Source organism: Nocardia ninae NBRC 108245 (assembly GCF_007990755.1).
GTDB lineage: Bacteria > Actinomycetota > Actinomycetes > Mycobacteriales > Mycobacteriaceae > Nocardia > Nocardia ninae.
Genome location: NZ_BJXA01000106.1, coordinates 1 through 23,224 on the forward strand (window position 1 = coordinate 1; position 23,224 = coordinate 23,224).

The window sequence follows — 23,224 nt, forward strand, 5'->3', positions numbered from 1 at the left end:
TGGCCGCCGCACTCGAAGACATTGCCGAACGGGCACACCACGCCGGCGGTGCGGTCGCGGCGCTGGAGCAGGCCGCAGCTCTCAGCGATACCCCCGGCCGACGCGCGGACCGCCTGCTGCGGGCCGCCGAACTGGCCGTCGACTCCGGTCGCCGTGACACCGTAGGACGGCTGGTGGACGCCGCACGCACGCTTCCGCTGACGGCTGGGCAGGAGGCCACCGCGAACTGGCTGCTCAGTGGATTCGACGACGGAATGCGCGAAAGTCCCTCGCGCATCGGCGAACTGGCCGTGCTCGCGGCCTCCGTCGCCGCCGACGGGTTTCCGGATCCCGCGCTGCGGATCCTCTGGGCCGCGGCCGCGCGGTGTTTTTGGTCCGAACCCGGGCCCGATACCCGGCGCGCGGTGCTCGCGGTCGCCGACACCTTCGGCATTCCCGATGGTGATCCTCGCAGGCTCGCGATCGATTCGATCGTCGCCCCGTTCGAACGCGGCGAACCGGTCCTGCGCCACCTGCGTAGGCTGGCCGCGACTGCGGGGCGCGATACGGAGGTCGATCACCTTCTCAGCAGTGCGGCGTACCAGGTCGGCGCTTTCGATCTCGCGGCCCGCTACTCTGCCGCGGCCGCACCCGGATTCCGGGCCGCCGGGCGGCTCGGGCTGCTGACCCGGGCACTCGCGATCCAGGCCTGGAGCCTGGTCCGGCTCGGTGACCTCGCCGCCGCCGCGCCTATCGCGGCCGAGGCCGCGGCCTTCGCCCTGGAGACCGGACAGCCCTTCATGCATGCGGTAGTCGTCGCGGTGCAGGCCGAAATCGCGTCTTTGCGTGGGGATTACCGGCAGGCCACAGCGCTCGTGGCGGACGCAGAGCGCACCGGACTGGCCGCTGGCTCGCGTCCCGTGCTGGCCACCGCGCAGCTCACCCGAGGGCTCATCGCGCTCGGTGAGGGCCGATTCGACGACGCCTTCACCGATCTGGTCCGCATCCACGATCCGCGCGACCCGTCGCATTCGGCGGCGCTGAGCGCGTACTTCCTCACCGAACTCGCCGAGGCCGCGGTCCGCTCCGGACGGACCGACGCCCTGCGGGGGCTGCTGGACGGATTGGAACCGGTGGCCGCGTCGACGCCTTCGCCCGCACTGCACATCGGAATGCGTTATGCGCGAGCGGTTTCCGCCATCGATGCCGCCGAGGAGTTGTTCACCGCCGCACTCGCGGCGGATCTCAGCGGTTGGCCGGCTGAGCGTGGCCGCCTGCACCTGGCCTTTGGTGAATGGCTACGACGACAGCGCAGGGTCGTCGAATCCCGCATCCATTTGCGCACGGCCAGAGAGGTTTTCGACGCGCTAGGCTTCGCCGCCTGGAGCGAGCGAGCGCGGGTGGAGCTGCGCAGCGCCGGTGAATCGAGCCCGGACCGCAGCCCGGACGCCGCAGAGCGACTCACCCCGCACGAGCTGAGCATCGCTCACTTGGCGGCGCAGGGTCTGACCAATCGGGAGATCGGGCAACGGCTGTACTTGTCGCACCGGACGGTCAGCACTCATCTGCACCGCATCTTCCCGAAGCTCGGGATCAGTTCGCGTAGCGACCTGTCTGCCCTGCTGCCGCCTCAGTCCGATACAGCTGCGTGAACAACGGTCGTCACGCTCACTCGATCGACACTGGTTACGTCATCTGACGCTCGCAGCGATGTCCGTGGGCTGCCTAGCGTCAGCAGTGCAGCGGTGCTGGTCGGACCCCTTGGGTCGGCCGCACCGCACCGGCCCAAGGACGACAGCAGGAGTGCAGATGCAGATGGACCTCAGCAGGCGACGGCTTTTCGGTGGAGCGTTGGTGGCAGGTGCGGCGGGACTGGCCGCGACCTCGCTCAGCGCTTGCTCCGCGGACTCCGCCAGTGCACCCGTGACCGTGCCGCCGGGTGCGGAGCTGCGGGCGGGATCGGGCGCCAACACCACGCTCGGACTCATCAAACAGATCGACGCCGGTGTCCTCAGTGTCGGATACGCCGAATTCGGGCCCAGCACCGGACAACCCGTGATTCTGTTGCACGGCTGGCCCTACGACCCCTACAGCTATGCCGATGTCGGGCCGCTGCTGGCGGCCGCCGGATATCGGGTGCTCGTCCCGTTCCTGCGCGGCTACGGCCCGACAACGTTTCTGTCTGCGCAGACCGTCCGCAACGGTCAGCAGTCCGCCATTGCGCGCGACATCATCGACTTCATGGATGCCCTGCGCATCGACAAGGCCATCTTCGGCGGATTCGACTGGGGTGCAAGGACAGTCGACATCATCGCCGCGCTGTGGCCGCAACGCTGCAAGGCGATCGTCGCCGTGAGCGGATACATCATCACCCAGCAGGCGGCCCAGCAGCAGCCGCTGGCACCGGAAGCCGAACTCGGCTGGTGGTACCAGTACTACTTCGCTACCGAACGTGGACGGCTCGGCTACAGCAAGAATCGGCACGACTTCAACAAGTTGATCTGGAAGCGCGCCTCGCCGCAGTGGAATTTCGACGATGCCACCTACGACCGCAGCGCCACCACCTGGGAAAATCCCGACCACGTCGATATCGTCATCTCCAACTACCGGTGGCGGCTGAGCCTGGCTCCGGGCGAGCCGCAGTACGACGCCTACGAACAGCAGCTCGCCACCGGCCCCGCTATCACGGTGCCCGCGATCACCATCGCCAGTGATTTCGACGGCGCGGCCAAGGACGGAAAGCCCTACCGCGCCAAGTTCACCGGCAAATACGAACACCGGATCCTCGACGGCATCGGGCACAACGTGCCGCAGGAGGCCCCGCATCCGTTCGCCCAGGCCATCATTGACGCCGACCGAATGTAAAGACCACCGGGCAGGTGATTCCCACCTGCCCGGCGGCCTCTCTCACGCCCCGGTAGCTTCCCGCTGACTGTCCAGTGCATCACGCAATGCGGCCCGCGTCGTGATCCCCAGCTTCGGGAAGATCCGGTACAGATGGGTACTGACCGTTCGCGGCGACAGATACAGCAGTCCGCCGATTTCCTTGTTGGTGAGACCGCCGGCGGCCAGCTCGGCGATCCGGCGTTCCTGCCAGGTCAGCATCAGTGGACCCGGCATGGCGTCCGGCGGGCTGATACCGGTGGCCCGCAGCTCCGGCAGAGCGGAGCTGTCGAACCGCGATCCGATATCGGCGCGCAGCGCAACCAGCATTTTCGCCGAGCTTCCGGTCAGCCGTCGGCCGACGAAGCCGCATACGTCAGCGCTGGCATCATCGAACCAATGGCCGTTGTCGAGCACCAGCAGCAGCGGTCGTTCGGATGCCGTCGCCGACAACAGGTTCAGTACGGCGATCCCCAGCGCCATGATCGACGGCGGGGTTGTGACCGGCTGTCCGAAGGCCGCGTCGAATACAGCGCGGTCGCGCGCGTCGAGCCGATCGGTATATGGCTGTAGCGGGTACAGGAGTTGATGCAGTCCCGCATACGGGAGTTCGCATTCCGCCTCCACCCCGACGGCCCGGACCACGGTGTGATCGTTGCGCACCGCGAGGGCTATCGCGTGCTCGAGCAGGGCGCTCTTGCCGGTTCCGGTATCGCCGCGCATGATCACGGATCCGCCGGCGCCCGCCGTCATGAATGCCGAGAGGTGCTGGCGTTCAACGGCATAGCCGATATTCCGGACCACAGGTGAGTCCATTGTCGTTCGCTCCTTTCGTTCTCGAGAGCGCGTCTACAGGGACCCACGCGGCTGGATGCGGCCGTCGGAATCGAGTTCGACGACGGTATCGATGCCGATTCTGTGCAGAAACGGGTAGTCGTGGCTCACCACCAGGAGAGCGCCGCGATATTGGGCCAAGGCTTCGACGAGTTGATCGACGGTGGCGATATCGAGGTTGTTCGTCGGCTCGTCGAGGATCACCAGCTGTGCCGGGGGATCGGCGAGCAGCAAGCGGGCCAGGGAGACTCGGAAGCGTTCACCGCCGGAGAGGGTCGAGACGGGCCGTTCGACACTGTTCCCGCGCAGGAGCAGCCGGGCCAGTTGGTTGCGGATGGTGGCGGGTGGCGTGGTGGCGGCCACCGCATGGACGTTTTCCAGCGCGCCGACCTGGTCGTTCAGACCGTCCAGGCGTTGCGGGAGGTATCCCACGCGGTCGGTATACAGGGCGCCGTGTCGCGGATCGCGACCATGGAGGAGGTTCTCGATGAGGGTCGACTTCCCGGCGCCGTTGGGGCCGATCAAGGCGACTCGTTCCGGTCCTTGAATGAGGACGGTATGGTCACCGTCGCGCAGTTCCGCAATCCTCCTGCTGCGCGGCACATCAGGATCGGGCAGATCCAGATGGATATTTTCCTCTCGGCGGACCCTGGCTGTCGTGGCATCCAGAACATCCTGGGCCGCACGCACTTTGGCGTCGAGGGTGGTGCGCATGGCACCGGCCGAACCCTGCGCCTTGCTGGCGCGATTGCCCGCCAGGATCCGGGGGATGCCGCCGTTCTGTTGTGTCGTCTTACCTGTGCGCTCACGCCTGGCCAGCTTGGTCTCGGCCTCGATGCGTTGCCGCTTCTCGATTTTCAGCGCCTGCTCGGCGGTACGTGCCGCCTGCTGGGCCGCGGCCTGTTCCTGCTCGATGTACTGCTGCCAGGCGCTGTATGGTCCGCCGAATGTCTCCAGTGTCGCGCCGTGCAGTTCCGTGGTGGCGTCCATGTGCTCGAGCAGTTCGAGATCGTGGCTGACCACCACGAGAGTGCCCGGCCACGAATCTACGAATCTGGTCAGCGCGGCGCGTGTTTCGCGGTCGAGGTTGTTCGTCGGCTCGTCGAGAAGTGTGATCGGCGTGCGCTGGATCCGCAGTCCGGTGATCGCGATGAGAACAGCCTGCCCGCCGGAGATCTCACCGACTCTGCGATCGAGATCGGCTGCACTGAATCCGATTTCATGCAGGGATTCGTCAGCACGGGATTCGATGTCCCAATCGTCGCCGATCGTTTCGAAATGCATCTCACCGACCTCGCCCGCCTCGACTGCGCGCAGGGCTGCTAGTTTGCCTCCGATTCCTAGTAATTGCGCGATGGTGGTGCCGTGGCGGAGGGTGAGCGTCTGCGGCAGATAACCCACTTCGCCGGTGGTTTCGATGCGCCCGGATGTCGGTGTGAGCACTCCGGCGATGAGGCGCAACAGCGTCGACTTGCCTGCGCCGTTACGGCCGACCAAACCGGTCCGCCCGCTGGTAAAGGCGCCATTGACGCCATGCAGCGCGACGGTGCCGTCGGGCCATTCGAAGGTCAGGTTCCGCAGGGTGATTGCTGATTGCACGGATGTGGACATGAGTCGGCTCTTCCTGCTCGCGATGCGAGCGGCTGCGAGAAATAAGACAGGTCTCGAACAGCAGGCGAAGGCAGATGGGCACGACAAGACGGCGCCGGATCAGGCGCAGAGAGCAGTGCACTAAAAATGGCCGCGCTCAATAGAGCACGCGAAGGCACATTCGAAGAGAGGGTGAATGTGAAATCGGGACGCCGCCTTCGACTGGGCGGCTAGAGTCTGTCGACTTCCTCGATGAGCACGTGACCACATTATCATCCGGCATGTGGCACCGACCGTGAAAGGCCGCGCGACCAGGCGCGTGCCGATGTTTGGGCGAGAAACAGAGCTGAAGGATCTGAGCGCGCTGATCGACGGCCCCGAGCAGCGCGGTGGGATCCTGATCCAAGGTGAGGCAGGAATCGGAAAGTCGGCGCTGGTGGACGCGACTGTCGCGGCGGCGGACGTCGCGGGGCTACGGGTGCTGCGGACCGCGGGAGTGGAGGTCGAGCAGAACTATGCCTACGCAGGACTGCACCGGCTCCTGTATCCGTTGCGGAAGTCGTTGGACGGGGTGCCGGCACGCCAACATCAGGCGCTCACCACTGCCTTGGGATTGTCGGACAACGGCGGCGGCGAACCCACCGCGTATCTAGTTGGGCTCGCGGCGCTGACGCTGCTCTGCGATGCGGCGGTCGAGCGGCCGTTGCTGATCGTCGCGGAGGACGTGCATTGGTTGGACTCCGCCAGCGCGGAGGTGCTGGCGTTCGTTGCCCGCCGCATCGAGGCCGAACCGATTGCGCTGATCGCCACCGTGCGCGATGGCATCGACACACCACTGACGGGTGCGGAGCTGAGTCCGATGCCGCTCGAACCGTTGCCCGAGGACGATGCGGCTAGGTTGCTGGACCACGCCGCGCCTGAGTTGCCCGCGCAGATCCGGCATCGGCTGCTTCTCGTGGCCTGCGGGAATCCGCTCGCGCTGACCGAATTACCGACCGTGATGAGCGATCTCGATGACCTCCCCGCAGCACTGCCGCTGACCGAACGGCTAGAACGCGCCTTCACCGCGCGCGCTGCGACGCTGCCCGCGCCAACCCGGATCGCGCTACTCGTCGTCGCGCTCAACGACAGTGACTCGATTGCCGAAGCTCTGTCCGCCACCGGGGTTCTACTCGATTCTCCCGCCGAACCCGAGATCCTCACACCCGCGGTCGAGGCACGGCTGCTGGTCCTCGGTCCCGGCACCGTCACCTTCCGGCATCCCCTGATGCGATCTGCCCTGACCGCCACGGTGACCGTCGACGAGCGTGTCCGCACCCACCACGCGCTCGCCGACGTCCTCACCGAGCATCCGGATCGGCGCACCTGGCAACGTGCGGCGGCCACTGCGGGCCCCGACGAACAGGTAGCGCGCGACCTGGAGGACGTCGCAGAGCATGCCCGCCACCGCAGCGGTGCTATCGCAGCGCTGGAGCGAGCCGCCGAACTCAGCGACAACCCGATTCGCCGCGCGGACCGGATGCTGCGAGCGGCCGAACTCGCCGTCGATTCCGGTCGTCGAGATGCCGCCGAACGCCTTGTCCTGGCCGCACGGGCCCTCCCCATCACCCCTCGACACGAGGCAACCGCGGCCTGGTTGCTCAGCGGTTTCGACGACGGTGTCCGCGAAGACCGCTCGCGCATAGCTGAGTTGGCGACATCGGCGGCCTCGGTCGCCGCTGACGGGCACCCCGATGCGGCGATGCGGATCCTGTGGGGTGCGGCCACGCGCTGCTTCTGGGCCGAACCCGGGCCGGACACCCGCCGCGCGCTGCTCGCGGTCGCCGATGCGCTTCCCGTACCCGACGACGACCCGCGTTCGGTCGCGGTATCGGCGTGGGTCGCCCCGTTCGAACGCGGCGAATGGGTCCTCGATCGGTTGCACGCCTTGGCTGCGGATACCGGTCGCAGCCCGGAGCTCAATCGATTGCTGGGCAGTGCAGCACATCAAGTGGGCGCCTACGACCTCGCCGCTCATTTCTCCGCCGCGGCCGCGCCGGGATTGCGCGCCACGGGGCAGCTCGGACTACTGCCCCGCGCGCTCACCGTGCAGGCGTGCAGTCTGACCCGGCTCGGCGATCTCACGGCGGCGGCGACCGCGGCAGCCGAAGCCGCCGTCTTCGCCCACGAAACCGGTCAGCCCTTCATGCACGGTCTCGCCACCGCCATCCACGGCGAAATCGCCGCGCTCCAAGGGGATTACCCGCGCGCGGCGGCCCTCACCGGCCATGCCGAACGAATCGGGCTCGCCTCCGGCGCGCGCCCCATCCTGGGCATGGTCCAGCTCGCGCGGGGTCTCGCGGCCTTGGGCGAAGGCCGGTACGACGACGCCTTCGTCGACCTACGACGGATCTACGATCCCCAGGACCCCGCGTACTCAATGTCGTTGCGCGCCTATGTCATCGCCGAGCTCACCGAAGCGGCGGTCCGTGCCGGACAGGTCGACACGCTGCGGGAGCTGCTGCACGGCCTCGAACCGGTCTTGACTGCCACGCCCTCACCTATCGTGCATATCGGGTGGCGATATGCACGCGCTCTCGTGGAAACCGACGCCACCGAAGCACATTTCACCGCCGCACTCGCGGCGGATCTGACCGCCTGGCCCGCCGAACGTGGCCGGCTGCACCTGGCCTACGGCGAATGGCTGCGGCGGCAGCGCCGGGTCGTCGAATCCCGGACCCATCTGCGCATGGCCAGAGAGATTTTCGACGCGCTCGGATTCACCGCCTGGAGCGAACGTTGCCGGCTGGAATTGCGCAGTGCCGGTGAATCCAGCCCGAACCGTGATCCCGACGCCCGCAATCGACTCACTCCGCACGAGCTGAGCATCGCCCAGATGGCGGCCCAGGGACTGACCAACCGAGAAATCGGACAGCGGCTCTACCTGTCACATAGGACCGTGAGCACCCACCTGCATCGCATCTTCCCTAAACTCGGCGTGAGTTCACGTACCGATCTAGTGGGATTACTTCCGCCGGAAGAAGACCCGACTGTGTGACGCCGAATGTTCCTGTTCGGTGCGGGCTGGTTCCCTCGGGGCGGTTCGAACAGCATCCACACCAACGCCTACTCGTCGTGAACTGCAGATTTCCCCCGGAATCGAGATGATTCGACGTCGCCGCCGTCATCGAAAAGGCGAGTCTTCGTGAACGTCCGGGCTGTCGAACGGTGTGGCGGTCGACTGGTTGAACTTGGTCGTATGTTCGGTGATCGACCGCCTGGACCGTGATGCCTAGGTCAGCACGAAGAGTCGTGTGTGGACTCCTCAGTGCGGGTAGGAGGTTCCGGTCGGCGGACGTGGACAGAAGATTGTCCCTGGCAGCCCGTCGCACTGTCTGAGGCTCCGCCGAGTTGGGATTCGGGTTGGTCAGGTGTGGCCGGGAGCTTTCCCCACCACTGAATACCGTTGTCATCGACTCGGACGTGATCCGTCACTGTGCCGAGCGGTTCGCCGATATCGAAGTCGGCGACGTCGCGACCGAACTGCACCGGATCCGGCGCGGAAGACAGCTGCGGGGAATACATGCTGGAGAACGTGTTGCTGTGTGGGTCGTGAGTGGTCCGTCGCAACGCCAGGGGGCCATCGAAGAACTGGGATCGGTAGACAACCACGACGGTCCACTCCTCCTCGACCCATGCATCCTCGACGGTGACACGCCAGGACACTGGGATGTTGCTGGTCATCAGCCATTGCAGGCATGCGGATACCGCACGTTCGGACCATCGAGGCGTAACAATCGCCGCGAATTCTTCCGCGAGACGTCGATGTTCAGGGGTGATCTCTCGGGGCACGGGCTGGTAGTCGGGATTCGCCACGGGGCGACGCCGCGGTGGGGGTTCGGAGTTCATCCCGATCATTATGTGCCCGAACAGCAGTGTCCGCTCATACCGCGACCTGGGCGGTTATGACTGGTCAGAGGTGCCGGTCGGCGAATGCGTCATGGTGCCCGCGTACTGCGGCGCAACCTCCTCCACTCGCCGCGCGGCACCACGCCGCACGTGGGTAAGACCACATGAGGCAACGAAGCGACTACTCGGCATTTCGACGAGTCAGCGGGGCGGATTGACAAATGCCGGAGCTTAGGTGATGATCTTGGAGGCGCTATAGTTGTGCCTTCATCCCTGATTTACGGGACCTCTCCCCTCACGGTCGGCATGTCGCCGAACTTCGACTGTTGTTGCCGTGCAGCTACTTTGGTGGATGCGCGAGGCGTGCTAGGTTCCTGCGCTGCGTTTAGCTCCCCAGTCGGTATGGTCGTTGGCTCCCCATTTGATCCAACTGTACCGTTGTCCGGGTGGCAGGGGGTCTTCGTCTTAAAGTCGTTCGGTATCAGTCAATCCCGTGTGGTGGAGTGTGCATCGATGAATAACGTCTTGAAGTAGGGGTCTCCAAACAAGTTGCGCATCAACGCCGTACGACTGTATATCCTTGGCGTACGCGACCGGCAAGACGCTCGATTCTGTGAGATGTCCTTCTGTTAAGGCTATTTAAACTCGGGCTCCTTCTGTTGCTGTGTGGGATAACTGCCCGGTGTGTCGGATCCTCATGGGCTACATGTTGGTTTCGAGCGAAAACGCAGGCCGATCGACACGTAGACCCCAAACATACTGTCCTGGTATCGAATTGGAGGATCATCTCTGAACGGGAACCTGAGGTAGGGCACTGAAGCCGCGACTTGTAATAAGAGTCGCGGCGCGTGTAATTCCGGCATCACGAATTACGTCTGGAATGGATGGATTCCGGTGCTGCTGTTCTGTCAGATTTACGCCCGTCTATGGGCTCGGGGATTGTGGAGTGTGGAGTGTGAAATATCGCCGTCAGAGCGACGCCTCGGTGCGTTGGCTCCTTGCTAATTGGTATCGATGGAGCGCGGTGGCGCTGTCAATTCTGCTGATCGCGACATTGGTGCAGATAGTGGTGTCGCCGCCAAGTGCGGCGGCTCCGTTGACGACACGGGCTGTGCCGTTGCTGGCGGCAGGGGACAACCCGTCCTCGGCGCTCGAGCGCGAACCGGAGCCCCCTCTGCCTGACGCCGATTTCGTGCCGTTGGCGCGCGTTGGGGCGGTCGATGGTCCTGGTGTGAGTTCGCGGCAACGGGCGCAAGAGGAGCTGAAGACCGTGCTGGTCGCCCCGGCCGATAACGCAATTCTGGCTTCCGAGACACCCATGTTGAAGGTTGCCGTAACCGGCGCCGCGGAAGGCGCGAAGTACTGCTTCAAGGTGTCGACCGGTTTCGATGGTCGCACCGGCAGCCTGGCGCAGTCGGGGTGCCTGCCGGAACCGCAGTGGACGGTGCCCCGCAATGTGGTGGCGAACGGCGGCCGATACACCTGGACCGTCGAGACCGTCGCCAAGGGTGCGCAGACGCCGACACCGGCAAGCTGGGTCGGTCATTTCACCATCGATCAGCGCACGGGTGATCCGAAACCGACCCCGACAGATTCGCTGGGGCCGGTGACGGTGAACCTGTTCAACGGCAACGTCCGTCTCGATGCCTCAGGCCCGATCTTCTCGGCGCTGGGTGGGCCTGCGGGGGTCAATTTCGCCTACAACTCGCGCCAAGGTGAGTCCCGGGGTGTGCGGGCCTCGTATTTCAACGATGCCAACCGCGATGGTTCCCCCGACGACGACGCCGCTGTGCTGGTGCGGGCCGAATCTCAGGTGGATCTGCACTGGAGCAACAGGTGGCACGACGAAACCAGCCGGGATCCCGTGCCGCCCGGGCTGAGTACCGAGGGGTTCATGGTCCGGTGGGAGGGGTATTTCCGGGCCCCGGTCGCCGGCGACTACCGCTTCGCTGGCGCGCACACTCCCGGAGCGAAGATCTGGGTTGGCGATCGGCTGGTCTATGACAACCCTGAGGCCGGTGGCATCTTCCATGACAAGTTCACTGAGGCTGGTCCGAAACGTGACGATGAGGTGCCTCTGAGTGATGGTCAGCGGGTGCCGATCAAGGTTGAGCTGTATCACCATTCCGCTGATTCACCGGCAATGGTGTTGTGGGTCAAGAGCACTCAGGGCACCGCTGGTGGTATGCGCATGCATAACCTGATTCCGCGGATCGCGCCGGCCCAGTGGCTGTATCCCGCTGATCCGCCGCCGTTGCCGGCCGGTTGGACGTTGTCGATGTCGGCCAGCAACTACAGCCACGCGGCGATGCTCGACGGTGCGGTGGTGCTCACCGACGGTGCGGGCGGCAAACATAGCTGGGCTCGCGCCTCGGGTGGATACGTTCCGCCACCTGGACGCGACGGTGTCGTAGCTTTCGACGCCCGTGGCCGACTCTCGGTGACCGAGAACGGGGTGGTGTCGCTGTTCAATGCCGACGGCACTCTCGCCGAGGTGTCGACCGTGCTCGATAGCAAGAAGCCCGCGTCATTGCAGTACCGCTACCGAGGTTCCCCGTCACGGCTGACCGAGATTGTCGACCCGGTGTCGGGGCGCTCGCACACCCTGCACTACAACACCGATGGCAGTAACAGTTGCTACGGCGGGGCGTCGCTTCCTGCGGGGGCCAACTCCGCTCCCGCGCAACAGCTGTGCCGCATCACCTATTGGGACGGCACCGAAACCCTGCTGTGGTATCTGCTGAACGTAGTCGCTCGGATCGAGAACCCCGGTGCGGCTATGCAGGACTTCAGCTACACCAACCTCGCCGATGTTCAGAAGGAATATCGCAAGACCAGCAGCGAAGTCAAACGCCAGGAGCTCCTCGCCAGTATCGGACCGCTGAGCTTTGTTCGCGGGAACCTGGGCCACGACTGGGCTTCGATCCAACAGTTCCCCTCCCAGGCACTGGTACACACGGCGATCCAGTACAAACAGTTCGTCGAAGAACCCGGGGTGCCCGAACGCCTGCGGGCTGTCGCTGTCACCGGGCCGTCCTCCGATGGCGGTTACATGGGCAAACGGCCCACCCACTATTACGGCTACGACATCGGCGGCAGGCAAGCGATCGTCAACGTCGACGGGATCGGCGGGCTCAACTCGCCACCGGAAAACACTGTCACCTGGGACGATGCTGGTCGTCTTCTTGCCTCGACCAACGCCGTTGGCGACACCGTCCGCAGCGAATGGAATGCGAAAGACCAACGAACAGCCACGATTGACTCGACCGGTCGCCGCTCGACGGTGATCTACGACCACACGGACCGGCCGACCGACAGTTATGGTCCGGCTCCAGCGGCCTGTTTCAGCGGCCAGTTGCCGACCCCGCAGTGCGCGAACGCAATGCCTCACACCAATACTCGGTACGACAAGAATCTGGCCGGGTTGGAGGCCGCGTACTACGACAACCCGTTCACTTCCGGAGTTCCAAAAGACTGGGCGACCGGTGTCGGCTCCGCTGACGGCAGCTTGAAACGTAGCTGGGGAGCGACCCCGCCGGTGGCGAACAAGGGCGGCTGGTCGGGCCGATTCACCGGCGAAATGAAGTTCCCCGCGACCGGCGACTATGCACTTGGGTTCACCGTCGTCGATGGTGTGCGGTTGTGGATCGATGACATGCTCATTGTGGACAGCTGGACCGACAAGGCCGCCACCGCTGTCCCGGGCACCTACACCAACACCACAGCCGGTAGCTGGCATCGAGTTCGGGTCGACTACTACAACCGCAGCGGCAAAACCGGGGCACTCGATTTCACCTGGAAACCCCCGGGCGCCGGATCCTCGGTGACAGTGCCAGGGCAGAACCTGGCACCCCGCTACGGTCTCCAAACCGACCAGATCGCTGAGAACACCTCCGGCGGCGACACCGAACGCGCGCCCGCGAAGAAACTCGAGACAAGTTACTCCGACCTCAACAATGGGATCGACCCCGTGCTCGGGCTGACAGTGTCCAAAACCGGAGACCCGGGCGGCATCAACCTGACCGGCCGGATGCTGATCGAAAAGCCTGGCCAAGGCTACTTGCGCCAACTGGCCGCAGCCCTGCCTGGCGGTGACCTCAACAATCCCGACAAGCGCGGCACTGTCACCTACTACGGGGACCGCGAAACCCGCTCGAACCCCTGTAAATCGAACTCCGCAGCTGCCAACCAGGGCGGCATGGTCAAAACCGTTCGGGGACCCAAGAACTCGGACGGATCAGCCAACGCGGTCGAGTCGGTGTACGACGCAGCGGGCCGTCTTGTCGCTGCCCGCACCAACAGTGAGCCGTGGTCGTGTGTGAGCTACGACGCCCGTGACCGCATTGTCGAGAAGTCGTTCCCGGCGATGGGTGACAAACCGGCCCGCACCCTCACCTACGACTACGCCGTCGACGGCAACCCGCTGAAGCGGAAGGTCAGCGACAACAATGGATCGACCACGTCTGTGATCGACCTGCTCGGCCAGACCGTGTCCTACACCGACGCAGGCGGGGTCACCACCACCAACGCCTACGACCCTGCCGGGCGCAAAATCAGCGAAACCACTGCGGTCAAGGCGGCTACCTCCACCCTGAACTACCACTGGGATGACGCGTCCCGACTGACCGGCCTAGACCTCGACGGAGCCAGGGTCGCAACCCCGGGCTACACCGCGGGAATCCTGGACAAAGTCGCCTATGGCAACGGATCCAACCTCGCGATCACCCACAACGACGCCGGCTCAACGACCGGCCTCTCATGGAAGGTATCCGGGTCCACCGTCGCCAGTACGGTCACCCGATCCCGTGACCAACGCATCACCGACGAAACCATCACCGACACCGCTGGTCCCGGTACCACCTACAACAGCTCCTACACCTACGACGGTGTCGGCCGCCTGGTCGCGGCCGCCGTGCCCCACCACAAGCTCACCTACAGCTTCGCCGGCGACAACGGCTGCGGGCCGAACAAGAAGGCGGGGTTGAATACCAACCGCACCACCTTCACCGACAGCTTCAACGGCGCCCCGGCAACCACCACCAACTACTGCTACGACGACGCCGACCGGCTGCTATCCACCAACGGGGCCACCACCCTGTCATTCACCTACGACACCTACGGAAACGCCACCAAAATCGGTACCGACACCCTCGGATACGACTCCACCCTCCGACACATCTCCACCACCACCGCGGCCGGACGCTCCGTCGACTACACCCGCGACGTCACCGACCGCATCACCAAGCGAACCGTCCGCGACAACGCCAAACCCGCACAGGTCACCCGCTACGGTTTCACCTCCGACGCCAGCGGCCCCGATGTCGTCCTCGACGAGTCCGGAACCCTGCGCCAACGAGTGCTGAAACTACCCGGCGGCGCTCTGCTCACCAAGAGCTACACCGACACCAAAACCGCCAACTGGTCCTACCCCAACACCCACGGCGACATCCTGCTCACCACCGACCACACCGCTACCCGCACCGGCACACTCCACCTCTACGACCCCTACGGTCAAAACATCGACCCCGCCACCGGCACCATCGGTGACATCCCGATCCCCGCCACCGCCGAAGGCGGCATGGACTTCGGATACCTCGGCCAACACACCGTCCCCATCGAACACATCGCCAGCCAACAAGCCCTCGAGATGGGAGCCCGCACCTACCTACCCATCCTCGGCCGGTTCCTGCAAGCCGATCCCGTATCCGGCGGGTCAGCAAACGCTTACGACTATGTCAATGGCGACCCGATCAATAGCCTGGACCTCAGCGGCAGATGCCCCACGTGCGCCGTGGCGCCGGCCATACCGCCCCTGGTGGGCGCCGGTCCGCTCGGGTGGGCGGGTCTCGCGGCTCTCGGAGCTGGTGCCGTCATCATAGGCATCTGGGCCGCGGCGGAAGCTGGCGATGCTGCCGCTGGAGGAGAAAAAGCGGCAGAGAAGCCATTAACCGACAAAGCTTGGGCTCACATTAAGGCCCGCCACCGTCCCCTCGGGGATGAGGTCGATGAGAGGTCAAGTATCTTTACGGGCAAAGAAGATAAGGTAATAAAGAAAATCTACGATACTCTTCAACGGGCAACCCCTAAAAAGAATACTCCGGACCCTGAAACCGGGGAGCCTCGAGAAGGATTGGTTTATGAATGGGACTTCGGCCAAAAGGTCGGAAAGGCGGGCCCCGCGAACGGAGGCGGCGACTTGACCGGTGTTCGCGTAGTTGTGGACGAGGTCACCGGAAAAATCATAACCGCTTTTCCGGTCTAATGGGACTGTATCAAATGAAAATAACTATTTTCCAGCTCACGCAGGGAGATGTAACGATGGAAACTCGGCGGCAGAATGAGACACATGGCAATCGAGCGTCGCGGACGTTGGGTGCCGTCAATTTTCCTATGGGCAGTAGGGGATAATGTCTAGTGTGTCGAATATTCAGAGCTTCACGCCAACGGGCTGGATCGCCATCTTCACTGGAACCGATACGCTCGTAGGCCGGTCGGTAGAGGTGGATGCATGGGATACATCGACGGGAACCGCGCTGGTTGTCGATGCTGAACGTGGAGTCCGGCGCTTGGTCACGGATTACCCCGACTTCTCGCATCTCGAACGGGCGAACCGTGTAATCGCCGCGCTGCCCGGTGCGGGGTGGCGCGTCCGTGATCTTTATTGGGGGCAGGAGAAATCTCCGGTTGAGGAGGTGCTCGCGTGGCTGGTTAAGTCGAATGGTGAGCTCACTGCGATTACCGTGGACGAGAACGGCAACTTCGGTTCGGCTGAGGATGCCCACTGGTGCTACCCCCCAGGGGTGGAACCAGATCAATAACGTTGTCAGCACGGCCGCGCGGTGCGGTTCTTCCTCGAATACGACACCGGCACACATCATAAGGGGCATCGTTCATGCGCGGCTTCGTAGCGGATGTGCGGCGTCACCCGGGGTATTGGCCGACTCCGAGGCGCTTGCACCAGGCATCGGACAGCTTGGGGCGCAGGAACACGATTCCCTGCTGGGTGCCGACGGCGAGGTCGAGGTATGGGCTCGTGGGAAGTGCGGTGAGCGACGTGACGAGGGCGGGCAGCGGGGTGGACCACACCGTGTCGCAGCTGGGCAGATGGCACAAGGTCACGCCATGCTCGTCGCTGACCGCCACCAGGGTCTCACTATTGGGGGACAGGCCCGTCCACAGGATTCGGGAGGCCGAAACGGGTAGGTAGAGAGGGCGGTCAGGGGTTTTGGGATCCCGAGGTGCCAGAGCAACTGCTCCAGCGGCTCTTCGAAGTCACACAGCTCACCGTTCAGCTCCACGACAGCACGCATGCCACGATCACCATCAAACTGCCCGCCGACCAGCTGCCCGACATCGCCCGTGCTGCGGCAACCGTAGGCGTCACCACGACAACCGTTTGCGCGGAAACGCCAGGTCAACGCGTGAACGTCAATTGTGTGGATGTTGTATGTTCCCTCGGCGAGATTCGAACTCGCACCTCCCGGAATCTAGGTCCGGTGCCTCTACCGATTGGGCTACGAGGGATCGGGTTTCGTATCCGTGAGTGGAGTCGAACCACCGACCTGCACCATCGGAGGGTGCCGCTCTTCCACTGAGCTACACGGATGTGAAACACGGGTGGCAGCAGGAGGATTCGAACCTCCGGTGGTGAATACACCTGATTTACAGTCAGGCCCCTTCGGCCGCTCGGGCATACTGCCGTGTTGGTCGCTGTGTAGTTGTGTACCGAAACACGAAAAAGGGGTCACCCCTTGGCGATTGCCGCGGAGTGACCCCTTGCACGGGTCTGTGGAAGACACGGGTCAGGGGCCGCTCCGTACGGTCAGCCGTCGATAGGCGACCGTCGATAGCACGGAGTTGGCGTGCGACTGCCAGGCACCGCTGCGCGACCACTGTCGCTGCTGGGTCCCGGTCATGTCTTCGCCTTCCTGATCGTGTGCGTTCTGTGGTACCGACGTTAACATCCGAATTTCGGCTTGGGAACCGGTTTTCGGGTCAGAAGGTGCGGTTGGACTCGCGGGCGATCGTGAACCCGGCGCCGGTGGTGTCGTTCGTGCAGGTCACTCCGTTCTCGGCGGAGTCACAGGTGAACGCGCCGACGGTGAGTACCCCGCCGTACGGCAGCACCCGCCCGCCGCCGCGGCTGCCGCCGTCGATCGGCGCGCCGACGAACACACCCTGGTTCAAGCAGCGTGCGCCTGAGCGCTTGCCGACGGTCAGCGTGCTGCCCTGCGGATTCTTGCTCCAGCATTCTTTGAACTCTGCGGGCGCCGGTGTGGTGGGTCCCTGGCAGCCGACCTGGGCGTTGTCGTCGATCGGCTGATCGAGGATCGCGCAGAGGAACGAACCGCTCGGCGACTGGAAGTAGTACCCCATTTGCTGCCGGTACTGGGCCGGGTCGACCGGCCCGGAGGCATGGGGGCGTGGGGTTGAGGAAGTCGGCGCGGCGGTCGCCGTGGTGGTCGGCGCGGCCGACGAGCTCGCCGCGGGCGAACTCGGCACAACCGAACTGGAGGTCGGTGTGCCCGAATCCTTGTCGTCGTTTCCACACCCGGCCAGCAACGCCAGCGCGACGGCGCACGGCACCACAGCGATACGAGCTCCTCGGATTTGCATGACGGCATTCTGTACCGCGTCGCCCGGCTTTCGAACGGGACGCGCCGGGACACGCCCCACCCGAAGCGATCTCATCGCCGCAGGTGGGGAGGTTCGCTGTCAGTGCTTGCGGGCCTGCAGAGTGAAGCTGAGCGGTAGCCGCTCCGGATGCTCGGTGAGGTGCCATTCGCCGCCGGCGCCGAGGGTCATCTGCCCGGGCAGGGCATGCCACGGCACACTGTGATGCTCGGTGAGTCCGGTGATCGAGAGTCCGGCGTTCAGCACGGCGGTCACCAGCTCGCCGATCCCGTGGTTCCACTCGTGGGTGGTCGTCTGCTGGAACTCGGCGTCGGTCTCCACATAGGTGCCGCCGTCGGAAAACACCATCGGATCCGGCGTTTCGAAGTACGGGTAGCCGACAACCAGGCGGTCCGTGTGGTTTTCGTCGATCGTCGCCAGCATCGGATGGGTATCTCGGATGAACAGCCGTCCGCCGGGCCGCAGTAGTTCGGCGACAACTCGCGCCCAACGGTCGATGCTCGGAAGCCAGCACAGCGCACCGATTCCGGTGTACACCAGGTCGAATTGCGCACCGCCGAGCGCGGTTACCGCATCGAAGACGTCGGATTCGACGAAATCGATTCGAGCCCCAGCCTTTTCGGAAAGATCCCGAGCCTGCGCGAGGGACGCGGGGGAGAAGTCGAGTCCGGTCATGGTGGCACCGAGCCGGGCCAGCGAGAGCGTGTCGGTGCCGATGTGGCATTGCAGGTGCACCGCGCGCAACCCGCTGATGTCGCCGAGCAACGGACGATCGAACCGAACCACCTCGCTCAGAAAGTCCGGTTCGGCGAGGAGCCGATCCACCGCGTAATCGCGCGACGCGGCGTGGACCGGGGCGCGCTCGTCCCAGTTGGCTTTGTTGAGGAGTAGGTAGTCGTCGGTCACAGTCGCCACTGTGGCATGGCACCAGCGGCGAGCGCATGTGAAATTATGGTCAGCAATCACCCCGCAAGCCGACCGGAACGGACAAATCGGGCATTATGGACGCCATGACCCTCGCTACTGATCGACACGCAGCATGCAGGTAACCGCACTCGAGTGGGTGGTCACCATCGTGGTGATCCTCGCCCTGTTCGTCTTCGACTTCTTCGCGCACGTGCGCACCCCGCACGAGCCGACCTTCCGGGAATCCGGCTTCTGGTCCGCCGTCTACATCGGGCTCGCCCTCGCCTTCGGCGGTTTCGTCGCCTGGCAGTGGGGTTCGACGTTCGCGGGGGAGTACTACGCGGGTTTCGTCACCGAGAAGGCGCTCTCGGTGGACAACCTGTTCGTCTTCCTGATCATCATGTCCACCTTCGCGGTGCCCCGGATCTATCAGCAGAAGGCGCTGCTTATCGGCATCGTGATCGCGCTGGTGATGCGCGGTGTGTTCATCGCCGTCGGCGCGGCCGCGATCAACGCGTTCAGCTGGGTGTTCTACCTCTTCGGCCTGTTCCTCATCTACACCGCAGCCAAGCTGATCAAGGAGAGTGGCCACGAGGTCGAGCACGAGGAGAAGCGCGACAGCCGGATCGTCGCGCTGGCCAAACGGGTACTGCCGACCACCGAGAGCTACGACGGCGACAAGCTGATCACCCGCGTCGACGGACGTCGCGTGTTGACCCCGCTGTTCCTCACTCTGCTGGCGATCGGCTTCGCCGACCTGCTGTTCGCCCTGGACTCGATCCCGGCGATCTACGGTCTGACGAGCGAGCCGTACCTGGTATTCACCGCAAACGCGTTCGCGCTCATGGGTTTACGGCAGTTGTACTTCCTGATCGGCGGACTCCTCGATCGTCTGGTCTATCTGTCCTACGGCTTGTCGGCCATCCTCGCGTTCATCGGCGTGAAGCTGGTGCTGCACGCACTGCACGAGAACACGCTGCCGTTCATCAATGGCGGCGAGCACGTCAGCGTGCCGGAAATCTCCACCGCGGTGTCGCTGGGAGTCATCCTCGGCATCCTGGTCATCGCGACGGTCGCCAGCCTGGTGCGCACCCGCTCGGACCGAGTGGTGCGCTGACGTTCAGAACACCCGGTTGCTGTCCGGGGCGATCTCGAACCCGTGCCCGTCTTCGTCGTTGCTGCAGATGACGCTGAAAGTCTCGGCCCGACAGGTGAATCCGTGCGCGCTCAGGGTCGCTCCGGCAGGTAGTACCGGCCCGACGCCAGGGCCGGCACCGGGCACGACCTCGGGGCCGGTGTAGAAACCCTGGTTCACGCACAGATATCCGGCGTCCTCGCCGACCGCGACCGCGGCGGCGGCCGGATCGGTGCTCCAGCATTTCTGCATGTGCGGCGGCGCGGGGCCGGTCGCGCCCTGGCATCCCGCGGTGCGTCGCGGCTGACCGACCGGCTGATCGAGGATGCCGCAGGTGATGTGCCGGTCCGGCGTCTGGAAGTAATAGCCGTCGACGGCTCGGTACAGCGCCGGGTCGGCCACCCCGGGCCGGGTCAGCGGACGGGCCGAGGAAGAGGTTGCTGGGTCCGTTTTGTCCGGTACACCCAGGTACGCGTACAACAGGCCCGCGGTGGCAGCCGTCGACGCGAAAACCGCTACGTAAGTGCGCATGGCGCGAGTCTGCCGTGTGGAACAGGCGGTATGTCCGTATCACGCACGGTGTGTCGCCGCAAGTTAGCTGACTTCGCCTAACGATCCGCCCTGGTTGTCCGATTCCCCGCCCACCGAATGGGTGAGCGGGGAATCGGTAGGTGATCGATTCAGGACGAGAAAGCGCCCAGCACCGGAAGCCATTCGACGACGCGCACGTCATCGATCAGCTTCTCCTGCGCGAACGGGTCCGCGGCGAGCAGCGCGTTCAGCGCAGCGGCATCCTCGGCCCGGAACAGGATCAGCGCACCGGACCCGTCCGGGTACGGCCCGCTGGTCAGCAGGTTGCCCGCCTCCAACTGACCGGCCAGCCAGGCGCGATGCGCGGGCCGGTGGGTGTCCCGGTCCGGGACCGTGGCCGCGGAGTAGGTGTAGTGAACGGCGAAGATCGGCACGGGGGATCGCTTCCTATACGTCGGATGTCAGAGCGTGAGCAGCATCCGAGTATTGCCGAGGGTGTTGGGCTTGACGTAGCTGAGGTCGAGGAACTCCGCGACACCGGTGTCGTAGGACCGGCACATCTCCGCGTACACCTCGGCCGTCACCGGCGTGCCGTCTATCTCCGCGAACCCGTGCCTGGCGAAGAAATCCACCTCGAAGGTCAGCACGAACACCCGCCGCAGTTCCAGCTCGCGCGCCACCGTGATCAGCTGCTCCACGATGAGCCTGCCTACCCCGCTGCCCTTGACATCCGGGTGCACCGCGACCGTGCGCACCTCGCCGAGGTCGGCCCACAGCACATGCAGCGCGCCACAGCCGACGACGCGACCGTCGAGCTCGGCCACCCAGAACTCCTGCACCGCTTCGTACAGTGTGACCAGGTTCTTTTCCAGCAGTATCCGACCGGCGTAGACATCGACGAGGCGCTTGATCTCGGGCACGTCGGAGGTTCGCGCGCGTCGGACAACCAGCGGGGCGTTCTGCGCGCCTAGAGGCACGCCCGGATGTGCGTCGCTGGTCGAACCACCTAGTGGTCCCCGAGAGTTCATGGGGTGCAGAGTAGTCGGGCGGGTTACCGATAGGCTGAACGTGTGCCGCACATCCAGTCCTCCCGCTCACCGCATCACGCCGGGCAGCGGGTTCGGCATGACACGCGCCGGGTAGGCGCCGGTCATGTGCGTTGTCTGGAGTGTTTATCGTGAGCCGGCGAACCATCGCGCAGCCGCTCGCGTTCCGGCCGGAGTCGAGCGTCGGCGAGGTGCGGCGATGAGTGCGCAACCCGAGGAGATCGAGCGACGCTGGGCCGCGTCCGAGCCGATCCCGTCGAGCATGGTGACGCCGCACGCCGAACCCGTGGTGCCGCTGATGAATATCGCGAACATCCTGACCATGCTGCGGATCGCGCTGGTCCCGCTGTTCGTGGTGGCACTGTTCGTGGGCGACGGGCACGAGACCTTCTGGCGGCTCGTCGCGGCCGCGCTGTTCGGCATCGCCGCGATCACAGACCGGTTCGACGGGCAACTGGCACGCAAATACGGTCTGGTCACCGATTTCGGCAAGCTCGCCGACCCCATCGCGGACAAGGCGCTGATCGGTTCCGCGGTGATCGGGTTGTCCGTACTCGGCGATCTGGCCTGGTGGATCACCCTGGTCATCTGCGGCCGGGAGATCGGCGTGACCCTGCTGCGCCTGGCCGTGGTGCGCCGGGGCGTGATCCCCGCCGGTCGCGGAGGCAAACTGAAGACCCTCATGCAGTCGATCGCGATCGCGGTCCTGCTGCTGCCACTGGGCGGCTGGCTCCTCGGGGCGGGCATGGTGCTGATGTATGTGGCCGTCGCGCTGACCGTGATCACCGGCCTGGACTACGTCGGGCAGGCGATGCGGGTGTGGTTCGCGGGCGGGCCGGGCCGAACGCGCGGCGCATGAGCCAGGCACCCTCGGCACCGGCCGATCCGTTGATCGCGAACGGGCAAGTCGCCGACCTGGTTTCGGCGCTGCGCACGGCGGGCCAGACCGTCGCGACCGCCGAATCACTCACCGCCGGGCTGTTGTCCGCGACCATCGCGGGTGTCCCGGGCGCCAGCGCGGTGCTGCGCGGTGGCATCGTGGTGTACGCCACAGACCTGAAACACAGCCTCGGCGGCGTCAGCGACGAAGTACTGGAGACCGAAGGTCCGGTCGCCGCGAGCACCGCCGAACAACTCGCGGTGGGCGCCCGCACGCGATGCGGGGCAGACTGGGGAGTGGCACTGACCGGTGTGGCCGGACCTGATTCGCAGGACGGACATCCGGTCGGCACCGTCTTCCTCGGACTCGCCGGGCCGGGGCACACCGAGGTGATGCGGTTGAAACTCCTCGGGGACCGGTGGACGATCAGGATCGGCGCGACGCACATCGCCGTGCGGGAACTGCTGCGATGTGTACGCCGACCGGACGCGGGTACGAGCAGGCAAGGTGAGTGATTTGCGTCGGACGGGAACCAACCGGGCCTCGTCCGACGTTGTGCCAGAAAGAACGGCGTGCGTGGCACTCGTGAGTGTCATGCGGGTCCCCTGACAGGGAGCGAAGGAGAACGAGATGACGCTGCTGCGAGAGGCCATCGGGGACAGTCTGCGGCGTGCTCGTCTCGCCCAGAGCCGGACCCTGCGCGAGGTGTCCACCTCCGCGCGCGTGAGCTTGGGCTATCTCTCCGAGGTCGAGCGGGGCCGCAAAGAGGCCTCCAGCGAGTTGCTGGCCGCGATCTGCGCGGCCCTCGATGTGCCGCTGTCCCGGGTGCTCTGGGATGTGAGCACGATCATGGCGGGTGCCGACGGCCTGCCGACCCGTACCCCGGCGGATGCCGCCGCCGCACCGCTGCCGGTCGAC

Annotated in this window: 17 protein-coding genes and 3 tRNA genes; 9 read left to right on the plus strand and 11 right to left on the minus strand. The window is 65.1% G+C overall.

Features of this window, described 5'->3' with window-relative positions; translation table 11 throughout:
- Together NN4_RS40400 and NN4_RS40405 are read left to right on the plus strand one after the other, a co-directional pair.
- Window positions 1–1,631: LuxR family transcriptional regulator (locus tag NN4_RS40400; protein ID WP_222595260.1), on the plus strand; the 1,631-nt coding region annotated here is incomplete at its 5' end.
- Window positions 1,632–1,794: 163 nt separating this feature from the next.
- Window positions 1,795–2,844, plus strand: coding sequence for an alpha/beta fold hydrolase (locus NN4_RS40405; protein WP_147142610.1), 1,050 nt, complete (start codon window positions 1,795–1,797; stop codon window positions 2,842–2,844).
- A 42-nt stretch (window positions 2,845–2,886) separates the two neighbouring features.
- Here the strand turns inward: NN4_RS40405 and NN4_RS40410 are convergent, their stop codons facing one another.
- Both NN4_RS40410 and NN4_RS40415 read right to left on the minus strand, forming a co-directional pair.
- A complete protein-coding gene (locus NN4_RS40410) occupies window positions 2,887–3,678 on the minus strand; it encodes a helix-turn-helix domain-containing protein (protein WP_147142579.1) in 792 nt (263 codons plus the stop codon).
- 33 nt (window positions 3,679–3,711) lie between these two features.
- Complete coding sequence (locus NN4_RS40415) at window positions 3,712–5,307, minus strand: ABC-F family ATP-binding cassette domain-containing protein (RefSeq protein WP_147142582.1); 1,596 nt, start codon at window positions 5,305–5,307, stop codon at window positions 3,712–3,714.
- Window positions 5,308–5,569: 262 nt separating this feature from the next.
- Between NN4_RS40415 and NN4_RS40420 the strand changes: the two genes are divergently transcribed.
- The 3 genes from NN4_RS40420 to NN4_RS40430 all read left to right on the plus strand — a co-directional run bounded on the left by NN4_RS40420 (window position 5,570) and on the right by NN4_RS40430 (window position 15,992).
- The gene (locus NN4_RS40420) at window positions 5,570–8,323 is read left to right on the plus strand and encodes an ATP-binding protein (RefSeq protein WP_246181351.1); all 2,754 of its coding nucleotides are present in this window, start codon (window positions 5,570–5,572) and stop codon (window positions 8,321–8,323) included.
- A 1,875-nt stretch (window positions 8,324–10,198) separates the two neighbouring features.
- Window positions 10,199–15,436 (plus strand): PA14 domain-containing protein, encoded by a 5,238-nt coding sequence (locus NN4_RS40425; RefSeq protein WP_186818865.1) that lies wholly within the window; start codon window positions 10,199–10,201, stop codon window positions 15,434–15,436.
- Window positions 15,437–15,590: 154 nt separating this feature from the next.
- A complete protein-coding gene (locus tag NN4_RS40430; protein WP_222595261.1) occupies window positions 15,591–15,992 on the plus strand; it encodes a hypothetical protein in 402 nt (133 codons plus the stop codon).
- A gap of 103 nt (window positions 15,993–16,095) precedes the next feature.
- Here the strand turns inward: NN4_RS40430 and NN4_RS40435 are convergent, their stop codons facing one another.
- The 6 genes from NN4_RS40435 to NN4_RS40460 form a co-directional block, all read right to left on the minus strand.
- Entirely contained in the window at window positions 16,096–16,293 is a 198-nt protein-coding gene (locus NN4_RS40435; protein ID WP_147142591.1) for a hypothetical protein, read from the minus strand.
- 331 nt (window positions 16,294–16,624) lie between these two features.
- Window positions 16,625–16,698: transfer RNA gene (locus NN4_RS40440), tRNA-Leu, on the minus strand.
- A 10-nt stretch (window positions 16,699–16,708) separates the two neighbouring features.
- Window positions 16,709–16,780 (minus strand) — tRNA-Arg (locus tag NN4_RS40445).
- 12 nt (window positions 16,781–16,792) lie between these two features.
- Window positions 16,793–16,874 (minus strand) — tRNA-Tyr (locus NN4_RS40450).
- Window positions 16,875–17,169: 295 nt separating this feature from the next.
- Entirely contained in the window at window positions 17,170–17,790 is a 621-nt protein-coding gene (locus tag NN4_RS40455) for a hypothetical protein (RefSeq protein ID WP_147142594.1), read from the minus strand.
- A 99-nt stretch (window positions 17,791–17,889) separates the two neighbouring features.
- The gene (locus NN4_RS40460) at window positions 17,890–18,714 is read right to left on the minus strand and encodes a class I SAM-dependent methyltransferase (protein WP_147142597.1); all 825 of its coding nucleotides are present in this window, start codon (window positions 18,712–18,714) and stop codon (window positions 17,890–17,892) included.
- A 133-nt stretch (window positions 18,715–18,847) separates the two neighbouring features.
- Here NN4_RS40460 and NN4_RS40465 point away from each other — a divergent pair, with 133 nt between their 5' ends.
- Window positions 18,848–19,831 (plus strand): TerC family protein, encoded by a 984-nt coding sequence (locus tag NN4_RS40465; protein WP_147142599.1) that lies wholly within the window; start codon window positions 18,848–18,850, stop codon window positions 19,829–19,831.
- A 3-nt stretch (window positions 19,832–19,834) separates the two neighbouring features.
- Here the strand turns inward: NN4_RS40465 and NN4_RS40470 are convergent, their stop codons facing one another.
- From NN4_RS40470 to NN4_RS40480, 3 genes are all read right to left on the minus strand, one after another.
- Window positions 19,835–20,380, minus strand: coding sequence for a hypothetical protein (locus tag NN4_RS40470; RefSeq protein ID WP_107658216.1), 546 nt, complete (start codon window positions 20,378–20,380; stop codon window positions 19,835–19,837).
- Window positions 20,381–20,529: 149 nt separating this feature from the next.
- A complete protein-coding gene (locus NN4_RS40475) occupies window positions 20,530–20,814 on the minus strand; it encodes a YciI family protein (protein WP_147142602.1) in 285 nt (94 codons plus the stop codon).
- 27 nt (window positions 20,815–20,841) lie between these two features.
- A complete protein-coding gene (locus NN4_RS40480) occupies window positions 20,842–21,408 on the minus strand; it encodes an amino-acid N-acetyltransferase (protein WP_186818866.1) in 567 nt (188 codons plus the stop codon).
- Between the two features lie 217 nt (window positions 21,409–21,625).
- Between NN4_RS40480 and pgsA the strand changes: the two genes are divergently transcribed.
- The 3 genes from pgsA to NN4_RS40495 form a co-directional block, all read left to right on the plus strand.
- Window positions 21,626–22,285: a CDP-diacylglycerol--glycerol-3-phosphate 3-phosphatidyltransferase gene (pgsA, locus tag NN4_RS40485; protein WP_135232297.1), complete on the plus strand. Its 660-nt coding sequence runs from the start codon at window positions 21,626–21,628 to the stop codon at window positions 22,283–22,285.
- Complete coding sequence (locus tag NN4_RS40490) at window positions 22,282–22,821, plus strand: CinA family protein (protein WP_147142605.1); 540 nt, start codon at window positions 22,282–22,284, stop codon at window positions 22,819–22,821. The genes pgsA and NN4_RS40490 overlap by 4 nt, the downstream gene beginning before the upstream one ends.
- A gap of 115 nt (window positions 22,822–22,936) precedes the next feature.
- On the plus strand, window positions 22,937–23,224 hold a 288-nt coding region (locus NN4_RS40495), incomplete at its 3' end, for a helix-turn-helix domain-containing protein (RefSeq protein ID WP_246181352.1).

Bases quoted from the DNA above. Each gene is read 5' to 3' on its own strand.
- NN4_RS40405 (WP_147142610.1), top strand. From the start codon at position 1,795: ATGGACCTCAGCAGGCGACGGCTTTTCGGTGGAGCGTTGGTGGCAGGT.
- NN4_RS40410 (WP_147142579.1), bottom strand. From the start codon at position 3,678: ATGGACTCACCTGTGGTCCGGAATATCGGCTATGCCGTTGAACGCCAG.
- NN4_RS40415 (WP_147142582.1), bottom strand. From the start codon at position 5,307: ATGTCCACATCCGTGCAATCAGCAATCACCCTGCGGAACCTGACCTTC.
- NN4_RS40455 (WP_147142594.1), bottom strand. From the start codon at position 17,790: ATGCAAATCCGAGGAGCTCGTATCGCTGTGGTGCCGTGCGCCGTCGCG.
- NN4_RS40465 (WP_147142599.1), top strand. From the start codon at position 18,848: ATGCAGGTAACCGCACTCGAGTGGGTGGTCACCATCGTGGTGATCCTC.
- NN4_RS40470 (WP_107658216.1), bottom strand. From the start codon at position 20,380: ATGCGCACTTACGTAGCGGTTTTCGCGTCGACGGCTGCCACCGCGGGC.
- NN4_RS40480 (WP_186818866.1), bottom strand. From the start codon at position 21,408: ATGAACTCTCGGGGACCACTAGGTGGTTCGACCAGCGACGCACATCCG.
- pgsA (WP_135232297.1), top strand. From the start codon at position 21,626: ATGAGTGCGCAACCCGAGGAGATCGAGCGACGCTGGGCCGCGTCCGAG.
- NN4_RS40490 (WP_147142605.1), top strand. From the start codon at position 22,282: ATGAGCCAGGCACCCTCGGCACCGGCCGATCCGTTGATCGCGAACGGG.